This window comes from Lederbergia citrisecunda (assembly GCF_018343695.1).
GTDB lineage: Bacteria > Bacillota > Bacilli > Bacillales > Bacillaceae_C > Lederbergia > Lederbergia citrisecunda.
The window spans coordinates 4,502,656-4,515,580 of sequence record NZ_JAGYPJ010000001.1; the positions used below are offsets into that span (position 1 = coordinate 4,502,656).

Below are 12,925 nucleotides of genomic sequence, written 5' to 3' on the forward strand. Positions count from 1 at the left end.
CTTTTTTATATTCAAATTTGAGAGGAGTATAAATATGAAACTGTATTTACAAAAGTTGATGAGCGGCGAACATTTAACGATGACTGAAATGATAGAAGCTGCAAGAAAGCTATTTTCTGGAGAAATTTCTGAGAGTGAAGCGGGCGCATTACTTGGACTACTTGCATTCAAAGGTGAGACCGCTGATGAAATAGCGGGTTTGGTACATGCTTTACGTGAAATGTCACCTGCCATTTTATCTATGAAAGACAGTGTAATGGATAATTGTGGTACTGGCGGGGATGGTTCTAGTAGTTTCAACATTAGTACGACTTCAGCTTTTGTCTTAGCAGGGGCTGGGATAAAGGTGGCGAAGCATGGAAATCGAAGTGTTTCTAGTCAAACGGGAAGTGCAGACGTACTGGAATATTTAGGAGTCTCACTTGACAACAGACCTGAGGAAACGGAAGAACTTCTTACCGAAAATGGAATTGCCTTTTTATTTGCACCACATGTACATCCGGCTATGAAGGCTGTCATGAAAGTAAGGCGTGATCTTAGAGTTCCAACGATTTTCAATTTGATTGGACCCTTAACGAATCCAGTTGAGTTGGATACGCAGTTATTAGGAATTTATCGCCGCGATAAATTGAATCTAATGGGAGAAGTTTTAAAACAGCTTGGAAGAAAAAGAGCGGTTGTCATCAATGGAGCGGGCTATCTTGATGAAGGTTCACTGTCTGGAGAAAATCATCTCGTTATCCTTGAGAATGGAGAGTTAAACTCTATAACATTAAAACCTGAACATGTAGGTCTTCCAACGTATTCCAACGAAGAAATTATGGGTGGAGATGCGGAGCGAAATGCACATATTATGATGAGCGTTCTTCGGGGAGATGATGGGCCTTTCCGCGACACGGTACTCTTAAATGCTGGGATTGGCATTTATGCGAATGGAAAAGTGGATTCCATTCAAGAAGGAATTGAAAAGGCGAAAGAAAGTATTGATTCCGGAGCTGCTTTAGCAAAATTAGAATACCTCATTGAGAGAAGCCAACATACAAAGCAAGGAGTGCTATAAATTGACGATATTAGATAAAATTATTGAACAGAAAAAAGTAGAAGTCCAAGAACTGAAAGTAATCTATAGTGTTCAACAATCAGAAAACGTGAAAAAACGTCCTTCATTATATGAGAGCTTCAAGAATTTAGAGAATATCGGCGTGATTGCAGAAGTGAAGCGGGCTTCTCCTTCTAAAGGTGTCATCAATGATGAAGTAGATCCCGTTGCCCAGGCAAAAGCATATGCAAAAGCTGGTGCTGGAGCCATATCCGTTTTGACAGATCGACAATTCTTCAAAGGGTCTATGGCCGATCTTTCTGCAGTTGCAGAAGAGGTCGATCTTCCTTTACTTTGTAAGGATTTTATGATTGATGAAGTCCAAATTGATGTTGCGAAAGATCATGGGGCTAGTGTCATTCTTCTTATTGCAGCTGCCCTTCCTGAAGAGAGACTTCGCGAGCTATACCAGTATGCTAGATCTAAAGAATTGGATGTTTTATTCGAAGTGCATGATGAAGAAGAAGCGGAAATGGCACTCCGAATTGGCGCCCGCATTATCGGAATCAATAATCGAAATTTAAAAACGTTTGAAGTTGATTTGGGAGTAACAGAGCGAGTGGCGTCTATATTAAAAGATTCAAATTGCCTACTCGTTAGCGAAAGTGGTATTCGCACGAAGGAAGATGTAGAACAAGTGGCGGAAGCTGGGGCAAAAGCAATTTTAGTCGGAGAAACGTTGATGAGATCACCGAATATCACTGACACGATGAATGAAATTCGTATTCCCCTAACGAAGGCGGTGAAGTAATTGAAGGTGAAAATTTGCGGCATTATGTCAGAAGAAGCTGCCCTTGCTGCAAGTGAAGCGGGAGCAGATTTACTAGGATTTGTTTTTGCGGAGAGTAAAAGGAAAGTCACCACGGAACAGGCAGCGTACATTATTCAACAAGTGCCGCAACATGTGAAATCCGTTGGTGTTTTCGTTAACGAATCATATGAAAATATTATTCATATTGCTGAAACGGCAAAGCTTGATTATATTCAGCTACACGGAGATGAGCCACCGGAATTTTGCAAGAGTCTGCCATATCCCGTTATTAAGGCTTTTTCAATAAAAGAGCAAGATGATCTTAATCAACTAGCAGAATACGAGTGTGACTTTTATTTACTTGATAGTCCGGGAGTGAAATATCGTGGAGGAAGCGGAATTCCCTTTGATTGGAGCCTTCTCGAACATTTAGACATTCCGCGAGAAAAAATCATTTTAGCAGGCGGGCTTGATCATGAAAATGTCAAAAAAGCTATGACAACAGTAAAACCAGCCATAGTCGATGTATCCAGTGGCGTTGAGACAAATGGAGTAAAAGACGTAAGAAAAATTCAAGAATTTTTAGCAGCAGCAAAAATAGAGGAGCGTGAAGACATTGGCAGTTTACACATCACCTGATTTAAAAGGAAGATACGGTCAATTCGGAGGGAGATTTGTTCCGGAAACATTAATGACAGCCGTATTAGAATTAGAACAAGAATATGAAAAAGCAATTGCTGATCCAGAATTCCAGAAAGAAATGGATCATTATTTAAAACAATATATTGGTAGAGAAACTCCGCTATACTATGCAGAAAATTTAACAAAACTAGCGGGAGGACCAAAAATTTATTTGAAACGTGAAGACTTAAACCATACAGGAGCCCACAAAATCAATAATACGATTGGTCAGGCACTTTTGACACTACGCATGGGCAAAAAGAAAGTTGTGGCAGAGACCGGAGCAGGTCAACACGGTGTGGCAACAGCGACTGTATGTGCTCTACTCGGTTTAGAATGCATCGTTTTCATGGGTGAAGAAGATATTCGCCGCCAACAATTGAATGTGTTTAGAATGGAGCTTTTAGGTGCTGAAGTAAGAAGTGTTTCTCAGGGAAGTGGAACGTTAAAGGATGCAGTTAATGAGGCTCTCCGCTATTGGGTGGCAAATGTAGAAGATACCCACTATATTTTAGGGTCAGTTGTTGGACCCCATCCTTTTCCAAGAATCGTAAGAGATTTCCAAAGTGTTATCGGAAGTGAGACGAAAAAGCAGATGCTTGAGCAAGAAGGCAAGCTTCCGGATGCAGTTGTCGCTTGTATTGGTGGAGGCAGCAACGCTATGGGCATGTTTTATCCATTCATTGAAGATGAGGAAGTTAAAATTTATGGAGTAGAAGCTGCAGGTTCTGGAATAGAAACAGGGAAACACGCAGCTGTATTGACAGATGGAAAAGCAGGGGTATTGCACGGAACACTTACGTATCTTTTACAAGACAAGCATGGCCAAATTCAAAGTGCTCATTCCATTTCAGCAGGGCTTGATTATCCAGGTGTAGGACCCGAACACTCCTATTTAAAAGATATAGGACGCGTCAACTATACTTCCGCAACGGATCAAGAAGCATTAGAGGCTTTTCAACTGCTCGCTAAGACAGAAGGAATCATTCCGGCATTAGAAAGCTCCCATGCAGTTGCATATGCCTTGAAGCTTGCAAAAGAAATGAAAGAGTCTGAAACACTTGTTGTCTGTTTATCAGGGCGAGGAGACAAGGATGTAGATACGGTTAGAGATGCAATAGGAGGTGCAATCAATGGGTAAGGCAAAAATCGATTCAGCTTTTAAAGCAGTGTTGGATAAAGGTGACAAAGCATTTGTTCCATATATTATGGCAGGTGACGGCGGGCTCGAACAATTACAGGAACAAATTTTATTTTTAGAAAAAAGCGGTGCGACCGTAGTGGAGCTCGGGATTCCTTTTTCCGATCCAGTTGCAGATGGCCCTGTCATTCAAGAAGCGGGTTTAAGGTCACTTGCAAGCGGAACGACTTTGGATGGAGTGCTCGAAAGTCTAAACGAATGGAAAGAAGAAAGAACGATTCCAATTGTTTTGATGACGTATTTCAATTTAATTTATTCATATGGAATTGAAAGATTTGCTCAACGTTGTATAGAAGTTGGAGTAGATGGCCTAATTATTCCCGATCTACCTTTTGAAGAAGATGAAATGGTTGCTCCTATTTTTACAAAGTATGAACTTGCTTTAATTCATCTTGTTGCTCCAACAAGCCCGCAAAGTAGAATCGAACAAATCGCTAAACAAACGGAAGGTTTTCTTTATGCCGTAACGGTTAAAGGGACAACAGGAGTCAGAAACGAATATGAGGATGGTTTAGCTTCATATTTACAACTATTAAAAGAGTATTCTTCTGTTCCAGTACTAGCGGGATTCGGTGTGTCATCGCCGGAGACGGTAAGGGAATTAGGCAATTACTGTGATGGCGTAATCGTTGGTAGTAAAATTGTCGATCTCCTGTTTAAAGGTGAAAGAGAAGAAATTAAGAATTTGATCGCAGCTTCTAAAAAAAGTACTGTTCAATCTTAATGTTTTCCATCCAAAATAGTGGGTAAATATTAGGCAAAGTCAAAAAGGGAGGCAACTTCTAATGTCTAAAAATATCAATCCACTATTATGGTTAGGACTAGGAATTGCTGGGGCTTCCTATTTGTCGAAACAAGAGAATAGGGAGAAAGTGATGGAGCATTATCATTCGGTTAAAGAAAAAATAGTAGACTTTTTATGTGAACAAAACCCTAGTTCTTGCCAAGACCTTTTGGATAAAGCAGGTAACCCAGATCCTCACGATTTGGGCGATACACGAATGGTTGGCGAAGGTGCCATGTATTCAGTAGAATATTATAATAAGGAAGAACAGCAGGAATAAAAGAATGGCCTTTCTCTTTTGTAAGAGGAAGGCTTGATTTTTTTATAAGCAATAAAGAAAAATATGTTCATGAACTTTGGCAAAAAAATAATAAATTGCTAATTGGAAGTAGGGTGAATAGCTAAGAACGAACATAATATTGAGAAGTTCCTTTGTTTTTTACCTATTTTGGATTAAATCCTAACATGAAAACCCCTGATTTCGGCTGAAAATAGCAGAATTCAGGGGTTCTCTGTTTAGAGGACTTCAAACATCGGTTGTTATGTCTGTGAGAAGGTTTCTTGTCCAATTTTCGTAAACTTTGTTGTTATTGGAAAACAGGAACACTGTGTTATAGTAATATAAACTAATGACTATTTAACTAGTAGATAAATACTAAAAGAGGACGTTTTTGTGTATTTGTTTATCAATCGTTTTAGCTACAATCTTAGGCTTTCTTATGCTTATGATGGGACCATTAGTGGGTGGGGTTATTGCTTTTGGAATAGTCTTAGGTTGTTTATTTAGAGGGTTATACTTATTTAATGACTTAAGTAATCGACTTTCAAAAGTTGCACCAAAATCTGATAAGTTTAATGACGAGTTTGATAGGTATATTGATGAAAAAGAAAAACTTCAAACAAGGATAGACTAATAATTTTATATAAATTTCTCAAACAATACCTGGAGTCCCCTTCAAAGTACCTCTCATAAACATTAAAATATTGCACTTAATAGAGCGCTAATGCTCAAGTGGATAAGGATTAATTCAAGTCTTACCCCCGATTTTAATATGAGAAGGCTCTAAGTCATAAATATATTTACATAGAAATATAATGTTATGGTGTAACTATAGAGTTTTTTTCCGAAAGGAACACTTCAATGAAACGATTACTACGAATACTACTAAAACTAATATTATTTATCGCTTTTGTTTGGGCTTTTTTATATATAAATAATAATTGGCTACAAATTTCTGAGTATGAAGTACAATCTGAACGTATTCCAAAGGCATTTGATGGTGTCAGGATTGTTCAGATCTCGGACTTACATGATGCGACTTTTGGAGAAAATCAATCCCGGCTCGTTAAAAAAGTGCAAACAATGAATCCTGATTTTGTTTTTTTAACTGGGGATTTCATTGATAGCAATCGCTATGATTTACAGAACAGTTTGGACTTTGTAGAGCAAATCATTCCATTTACTCAAGTATTCTACGTAACTGGTAATCACGAAGTTGCTGTGAATAAAATTAACGAGATTACTCAGGCATTGAAGGATTTAGGAGTACATGTTCTTATGGACGAATCTTCTGTAATTGAGAAGGCGGGAGAATCTCTCATTATTGCTGGTGTTCAGGATCCATTAATAAATGCGATTTACCCTCCAGAAGAGGTTATTGCTGAATCGTTGGATGAGGCGATAAGTAGGCGGAGCGATTCTTTTAAACTACTTTTATCACATAGACCAGAAGTATTTGATGTTTACGTGGAAAAAGAAATAGATGTAGTTTTTACGGGTCACGCTCACGGCGGTCAGGTTCGAATACCGGGAGTCGGAGGTCTAATCGCACCGGGCCAAGGATGGTTTCCTAAATACACTTCCGGGATGCATGAGCAAGGAAAGACCAAGATGGTTGTAAGTCGCGGATTAGGGAATAGTCTTATTCCGTATAGGATTTTTAATAGGCCAGAAATCGTACTATTGACATTAAAGAGTTCTAGGTAGGAAACAAATATGAGATAAAAGTTGTCTTTTGTGATTTACACTAGACAACTTTTTTGTTCATTTGAAATTCTTAATAAAGAACATTTGTTTTTGTGAAATATAAAAAAATGAGTAATCTCGAGATAAATGAAGATAAAAACAGGTATGTGTTCTTTTTGAAGAAAATATTGAAGTTTTTGAAGTTTTTATTATGAGACATATTACCTTATATTTAAATCAGTTGTTCTTTAAAAAGAACAGTTGTATGTTTCGACCCAAAATGTGAAGAGTTTACAAAAAACCTGTAAAAAATACCTTAGGGAAAAAACGTGTATACCTTTTCGAACATTATTTTAATGAAGCGTGACGAGTTTTATAGAAAAGCCGCGTTCATTATTTTTTAGGATAGGCAAAAAGTAACACTTTAAGCACTAGGAAGAATATATTATAAAATTAAGGAACTTTTCCTATTTAGAAAAAAAGATTAAGGAAAAACAGTGTGGAAAGTAACGGTACAAAGGGTGGGAGTTTTATATAAGGGGGTTGGAATGTGGGATTAGGGAAATACATAATGGAATTAGATAAAGAATGGTTGACGTTAATACTCGAAGCAAAGAAAATGGGATTTGACAAAGATGAAATAAGGGACTTTTTCAAGGAAAAGGGTACAAAGGATTTCCGTACAGACCGTTAAGATTAAAGTGCTTCTAAAAGAAAGGTATGTTCTTTAGAAATGCTTTTTTTTTACAATAATATTCCAAATTGTATATTTTCTTATGTTATTTGGCATCCTTTCATTAAGCAATAAACTACAAGGAGGCCCTTTTATTATGCTTAATTTTATTCTGAAATTAATTGTCTGTCCTATTATTGTCATCATTGCTGCTAACTTTTTAACGAGTGTATATTTTCCAAATGTTTATCAGCCGATTATTCTTGGTTTTACACTTGCCGTTATAGGATATTTAATGGAAATCGCAATATTAAATAAGGGGACCTTTTGGATTAGTAACACTGTTGATTTTGTTATCTCTGCTATCGCAATCTATTTCGTCTCATATTTCTTTGTAGGGGCAGAGGTGACAGTATTTGGCGCTTTATTAACAGCTGCGTTTCTAACAGTAGTGGAATTTTTTGTTCATTTATGGCTTATACGATCAGGAAGGGCACGAAAAGAGCCGACTGTATAAATAGATATGAGCGATAAAATCCCCCACATTTGTGAGGGATTTTTTTAAAGTATTTCTAACGCAAGTTCTATTTCTTTATCCCCAGATAAAATCTCCATTATTTTATTTTTGGTATTATCTATTTCAAGGGAAGTGGCAAGGACATGGGCAACATCGCCACGAGGGATGGAGCGTTCATCCATAAGCTCGATTTTTTCTGCGAGCCCTACTTTCCCTGTAGGTTTATCATGTGTTAAGTGCCCAGGGCGAACAATGGAATACGTTAATCCACTATTTTTCAAATAATCGTCAGCTTTGCGTTTCGCCATTAAATAATGTTCGATGGGTCCTTGCGGGTCATCCGCACCAATGGAGCTTAACATAACAAAATGTTGAACTCCGCTTGCTTTCGCTGCATCGACTAGCTTTTTTGCACCTTCTTGGTCAACAGTAATCGTTTTATCTGGACCTGTTTTTGATCCAGAGCCTGCTGCAAATATTACAGCATCCATGCCAATTGTCACTTTGCTAACATCTTCCTCCAAATCAGCAACAATCACTTCAACCGCTCCTAATTTCATGAGCTCTTCTTCCTGAGTATTACTTCGCACCATAGCGTAAGGATGATGATCACTATTATTTGCCAAATATTCTATGAGCAACCGTCCGGTATGACCATTTGCACCGACAACTAATATCTTCATTCCAATGATCACTCCTTTTCACTTATCAAACCTAATATTGTATAATTTCCTCAAAGTGGAACATTATAAACAAGTTTAATTCATTTGAGGCGTATCCAATATCTTTGAGCAATGTGACCATCTTCTGTTTCAACCTCAGATTCTAATTGACCTCCATTACTAGTAATCGTTTTTGCTGAACCTATGTTTTCTTTGTCGCAAGTTATGAGAACCTCTTTAATATTCATGTTTTTTACTTTTTCAAGTGCTAAGCTGAGCATCATTTTAGCGTAACCTTTTTTTCTTTCGGTCGGCCGGATTCCGTAACCAATATGTCCGCCAATATGTAGCAATCTTTCATTTAAAAAGTGTCGAATATTTATGGCACCGATAAGATGTTCATGATCATCCACTAACCAGTATGTAGTATGAGGAACGAAAGTATCGGGTATTCCAATTCCTTGTGAAAAACCCTTCAGTTCATGAATCATGTTTTCAAAAACATCTGTCTCCATTTTTAAAACAAAGGGAACTAAGTTTTCATTTGCTGCCTGCCATTCTGCAATCATTTCTAAATAGGATTTTTTAAATTTTAATGATGGCTCAACCAGTCTAATATTATTCAAAGCACATACCCCCAAAAAGATATTTCTACTATGATAGGAGAGTATTTTCACAAAAGTCAATAGATAAAAAAGATCATGATGATTGGAGTGCTGAAAATGTGTGGACGTTACAGTTTATTTGCTGCCAGGGAGGATCTATTGGTCAGATTTGGATTGGTAGATTTTGAAGAGTTTGAGTGGGTGGAGCGATATAATATTGCACCGAGCCAGAATGTGCCAGCCATTGTAAGAACGGAGGCTGGTAATAAAATAGGTATGTTGAAATGGGGATTAGTACCTTCCTGGGCAACGGATCCCAAAATCGGTTACAAAATGATTAATGCGAGAGCGGAAACAGTCAATCAGAAACCAAGCTTTAAAAAGCTTTTGAGAAGAAGAAGATGCGTCATTCCGGCAGATGGATTTTATGAATGGAAAAAAGAAGGAACGAAGAAATTACCTTATCGCTTTCAACTAAATTCAAAAGAACCATTTGCGTTTGCAGGGCTATGGGATCGTTGGGAACAAAACGGTTTGATTATTCATTCTTGTACAATTGTTACAACAGAAGCCAATTCTCTTGTAAAAGATGTGCACGATCGAATGCCGGTGATATTGACGAAAGAGTCCGAGAAAAAATGGTTAGACCGTTCAATTGAAGATGAAAATGATTTGAAAAATCTTCTCGTTCCTTTTCCTGCTGAAGAAATGCAATCCTATTCCGTTTCTCCACTTGTAAATAGTCCGAAGAATGATGTTAAAGAAATTGTTCATTCTATTTAGGTACCTTTTTATAATTGTATCATAGCCTAAAATGATCAATAATGTTTAGGTGGGTGCAAGTAATGAGTCATTTTCACGAAGAGAAAAGTTTGATTGACCAGGTGGCCACTGCTATTAATGGGGAATATACGGCAATTGACTGTTATGCGAAATTGATTAATATGGCAACGACAGAAAAGGAAAAAGAACGTATACATGAAATTCGTAACGACGAAATCCGTCATTTCAATACATTCTGTGCCATTTATACACTTCTAACGAATCAACAACCGCAGCCTCATATAACAGGAAAATGTCCGGATCGATATTTGGAAGGCCTTCAATTTGCGTTTGAAGATGAACAGCATACCGTTGATTTCTATTTAGACATTGCGGAAGAGGCTAAGGATCCTTTCATCAGTGAAAGGTTTCGCAGTGCCGCAGCTGACGAGCAAAATCATGCCGTATGGTTTTTATCATTTATTCAAAAACATATGAGGTAAGAGGCTATTATTCGACGAAATGCTAATGTATTTCGTTTTCTTTTTTTATCTTTACAAATTTTTTATCCATGAAATTCTGCTCGAAACTTATTTGTGAAGAATGACAAAACCTCTTTCCAATCTACACGATTAGTGAAAGGACATACCTCTCTACCTGTTGAAATGTATAAGTAACATTTTAAATAGGAGGGATATAGTGGAACGGCACATTTTTTCTTCCGAAGCAGCAAAAACACTTGGGATTGGGGCAAGTACAATTAGAAAGTATGCAGCATTATTAGAGACCAATGGGTATGAGTTTGAACGTGGGACGAATAACGGGCGAATTTTTAAACATGCTGATTTAACAGTGATTTCTAATATGATGGAAATGATGACAAAGGAAGGTCTAACAATTGAACTTGCGGTTGAAAAAGCTGTAGGAAATACCCCTATAAAAGAAAAACCTGTAACCGAAATAAACCAAGATCTACAAGATTTTATTGGGCAAATAAAAGATTTGGAAATGCAGCAAGCTTCCTTAATCGAAATGAATCTTGCTCTAGCAAAACAAGTTGAAAGTTTAACGGAAAAGATGGAAGAAAGGGAAAGGGACCAGCAGTTATTTAGAATGGTAGAGGACTCTAGGAATAAAAAGAAGAGGAAAGGAATCGCATTATTCCGCCCACTTACTGTATTGTCTGGGAAAAAATAAATGTTTGTTAAAAGGTTCGTCGCAAGTTATTGGGGAGTCACGATCAAGATTTGATTTACAGACTTTTACATCGTTAATCAATGAGGAATAATACCATTAACATTATAAATTTTATAGAATCTGGAGTCGTCTCTATCGCAGACTACGGATTCTATTTTTATGAATAAATATCTTTTTGAGGATTAATATTTCTATAGCAGGGTATAGTAAATAGTAGAAAAGCAAAAAAGTTGACAAATTGATTACTTTCTTCAAAAACGATATACAGGGTATGCAATTTAAGGTAATATATGATTAAGATGTCAAATCTTAAAGAGGTGATCTTTCTTGCAAAGAGATCATGATCAGCTTCAAAAAGTAATAAGTAGTCTGACAGAGATTGGAGTTAAGATTTCCAAGACGAAATCGAGACTTGAGATTAGCAAGGTACTTGAGGATGTCAAGTCAATCCAAAATTATTCGGAACTTCACTCTTAAGGCAAACAAGTCAGGTGTGTACAGGAATGCATACTTGGCTTGTTTTTTTATTGTTTAGACTAACTGAAATAATATTGAGATTACATTATTTATGATTAACTATTACGCATGTATTTCTTGAATGTCCTCGTTTTTTTTGAAAATTTTGACTTCAAGTTCTACTCCGTGACAAAGCCAAATCTCTTTTTATTATTTCTTGGGAAATATTGCTGGAAAAAGTCGAAAAACACTTACGAAGAAATCGCTAAGTGTTTTTATTTTTGCTTTTCCACTTCTACTACGCTAATATGTGAACCTTCCATTGTATGAACGTGGAAATTATAGTGATCGGCAGTAAGAGTATCTCCTTCTTGCAAATCATATTTTTGTGTAAGTAACCATCCTCCTATTGTATCCACATCATCTTCAAAAAGGTTAATGCCTAATAAGGAATTAACCTCTTCAATTAGCATCTTTGCATCAAGTAAATAGTGTTCGTCTGATATTTTACGGACATTTGGTATCTCATCTATGTCGAACTCATCCCTTATGTCCCCAACAATTTCTTCAAGGATGTCTTCTACTGTTAAAATTCCAGCAGTGCCTCCATATTCATCAAATAATACAGCCATATGCATTCTTTCTTTTTGCATTTTTACGAGTAAGCTTTGAATGGGTATCGTTTCAATCACTCTAATGAGTGGCTTTACATATGGCATGATCGGTTCAGTACCCATGCAGTTCCCGCCAATACAATCAGAAAGGAACTCTTTTACATTGACAACACCAATGATCGTATCTTTGTCACCATCTGTTACAGGATAGCGAGTAAACCTTTCTGCCCTAATCGTTTCAATGATTTCTTCAATCGATGCAGATTTATCGATACTATACACTTCGACACGCGGCACCATTATTTCCTTCGCGATCCGGTTGTCGAACTCAAAAATTCTATCTACATATCGATATTCAGATTGGTTTATTTCACCGCTTTTCAAGCTTTCCGACAAAATGATTCGTAATTCTTCTTCGGAATGGGCTAGCTCACCTTCTGATGCAGGCTTGATCCCAAATACTCCTACAATTAAACGAGCTGCACCATTCAATGCCCAAATAAAAGGGTACATGATTTTATAAAATAAAATAAGTGGAGTCGCGATACTAAGGGTAATTTCTTCTGCTTTGTGTATGGCGAATGTTTTAGGAGCTAATTCGCCTACGACTACGTGAATAAATGTAATAGTACTGAATGCAATGATGAAAGAAAGAACACTAACCAATGACTCTGGTACATTTAGTTTAACAAAAATTGGCGATGACATAACTTGGACAGTCGGTTCCCCTAACCATCCTAAACCCAATGCAGTAACAGTAATTCCGAGTTGGGTTGCGGATAAGTATCCATCTAAATTGTTAAGAAGCCGCTTCGCATTTATGGCTTTTTTATTCCCCTGTGCGATGAGTTGGTCAATCCGGGAACCACGAACTTTTACAATTGCGAATTCCGAGGCTACAAAAAAAGCGGTTAATCCAATTAGTATAATAACGAGTAGAATATTAACAGCAAGCAA

Annotated in this window: 17 protein-coding genes; 14 read left to right on the plus strand and 3 right to left on the minus strand. The window is 37.2% G+C overall.

Annotated elements, in window-relative coordinates; all coding sequences use genetic code 11:
• The first annotated feature begins 34 nt into the window (after positions 1–34).
• From trpD to KHA93_RS21990, 10 genes are all read left to right on the plus strand, one after another.
• On the plus strand, positions 35–1,060 hold the full coding sequence (gene trpD / locus KHA93_RS21945) for an anthranilate phosphoribosyltransferase (protein WP_213112666.1): 1,026 nt from the start codon (positions 35–37) through the stop codon (positions 1,058–1,060).
• A gap of 1 nt (position 1,061) precedes the next feature.
• Positions 1,062–1,850 carry an indole-3-glycerol phosphate synthase TrpC gene (gene trpC / locus KHA93_RS21950; protein WP_213112667.1) on the plus strand — a complete coding sequence of 263 codons (789 nt, stop codon included), beginning with the start codon at positions 1,062–1,064 and terminating at the stop codon, positions 1,848–1,850.
• Between the two features lie 6 nt (positions 1,851–1,856).
• Positions 1,857–2,489 (plus strand): phosphoribosylanthranilate isomerase, encoded by a 633-nt coding sequence (locus KHA93_RS21955; RefSeq protein WP_349772368.1) that lies wholly within the window; start codon positions 1,857–1,859, stop codon positions 2,487–2,489.
• On the plus strand, positions 2,467–3,672 hold the full coding sequence (gene trpB, locus KHA93_RS21960) for a tryptophan synthase subunit beta (RefSeq protein WP_213112669.1): 1,206 nt from the start codon (positions 2,467–2,469) through the stop codon (positions 3,670–3,672). The genes KHA93_RS21955 and trpB overlap by 23 nt, the downstream gene beginning before the upstream one ends.
• Positions 3,665–4,456 (plus strand): tryptophan synthase subunit alpha, encoded by a 792-nt coding sequence (trpA, locus tag KHA93_RS21965; RefSeq protein WP_213112670.1) that lies wholly within the window; start codon positions 3,665–3,667, stop codon positions 4,454–4,456. Before trpB ends, trpA begins: the two co-directional genes overlap by 8 nt.
• Positions 4,457–4,517: 61 nt before the next feature.
• Entirely contained in the window at positions 4,518–4,796 is a 279-nt protein-coding gene (locus KHA93_RS21970; protein ID WP_213112671.1) for a YbyB family protein, read from the plus strand.
• A gap of 391 nt (positions 4,797–5,187) precedes the next feature.
• Positions 5,188–5,430, plus strand: a complete 243-nt coding sequence (locus tag KHA93_RS21975; protein ID WP_213112672.1) for a hypothetical protein — start codon at positions 5,188–5,190, stop codon at positions 5,428–5,430.
• Positions 5,431–5,657: 227 nt separating this feature from the next.
• Entirely contained in the window at positions 5,658–6,503 is an 846-nt protein-coding gene (locus tag KHA93_RS21980) for a metallophosphoesterase (protein WP_213112673.1), read from the plus strand.
• 529 nt (positions 6,504–7,032) lie between these two features.
• Positions 7,033–7,176 carry an anti-repressor SinI family protein gene (locus KHA93_RS21985; protein WP_349772331.1) on the plus strand — a complete coding sequence of 48 codons (144 nt, stop codon included), beginning with the start codon at positions 7,033–7,035 and terminating at the stop codon, positions 7,174–7,176.
• A gap of 136 nt (positions 7,177–7,312) precedes the next feature.
• The gene (locus tag KHA93_RS21990; protein WP_213112674.1) at positions 7,313–7,672 is read left to right on the plus strand and encodes a DUF2512 family protein; all 360 of its coding nucleotides are present in this window, start codon (positions 7,313–7,315) and stop codon (positions 7,670–7,672) included.
• Positions 7,673–7,716: 44 nt separating this feature from the next.
• On the opposite strand, the gene KHA93_RS21995 is transcribed toward KHA93_RS21990, so the two are convergent.
• On the minus strand, positions 7,717–8,355 hold the full coding sequence (locus tag KHA93_RS21995) for an SDR family oxidoreductase (protein ID WP_213112675.1): 639 nt from the start codon (positions 8,353–8,355) through the stop codon (positions 7,717–7,719).
• A gap of 80 nt (positions 8,356–8,435) precedes the next feature.
• Entirely contained in the window at positions 8,436–8,960 is a 525-nt protein-coding gene (locus KHA93_RS22000) for a GNAT family N-acetyltransferase (RefSeq protein WP_213112676.1), read from the minus strand.
• A 96-nt stretch (positions 8,961–9,056) separates the two neighbouring features.
• Here KHA93_RS22000 and KHA93_RS22005 point away from each other — a divergent pair, with 96 nt between their 5' ends.
• The 4 genes from KHA93_RS22005 to KHA93_RS23625 all read left to right on the plus strand — a co-directional run bounded on the left by KHA93_RS22005 (position 9,057) and on the right by KHA93_RS23625 (position 11,375).
• Positions 9,057–9,722, plus strand: a complete 666-nt coding sequence (locus tag KHA93_RS22005) for an SOS response-associated peptidase (protein WP_213113092.1) — start codon at positions 9,057–9,059, stop codon at positions 9,720–9,722.
• Between the two features lie 62 nt (positions 9,723–9,784).
• On the plus strand, positions 9,785–10,204 hold the full coding sequence (locus KHA93_RS22010) for a ferritin family protein (RefSeq protein ID WP_213112677.1): 420 nt from the start codon (positions 9,785–9,787) through the stop codon (positions 10,202–10,204).
• A 196-nt stretch (positions 10,205–10,400) separates the two neighbouring features.
• Positions 10,401–10,898 carry a hypothetical protein gene (locus KHA93_RS22015; protein ID WP_213112678.1) on the plus strand — a complete coding sequence of 166 codons (498 nt, stop codon included), beginning with the start codon at positions 10,401–10,403 and terminating at the stop codon, positions 10,896–10,898.
• 327 nt (positions 10,899–11,225) lie between these two features.
• Entirely contained in the window at positions 11,226–11,375 is a 150-nt protein-coding gene (locus KHA93_RS23625; protein WP_267917622.1) for an Lmo0850 family protein, read from the plus strand.
• A 254-nt stretch (positions 11,376–11,629) separates the two neighbouring features.
• On the opposite strand, the gene KHA93_RS22020 is transcribed toward KHA93_RS23625, so the two are convergent.
• On the minus strand, positions 11,630–12,925 hold the full coding sequence (locus KHA93_RS22020; protein WP_213113093.1) for a hemolysin family protein: 1,296 nt from the start codon (positions 12,923–12,925) through the stop codon (positions 11,630–11,632).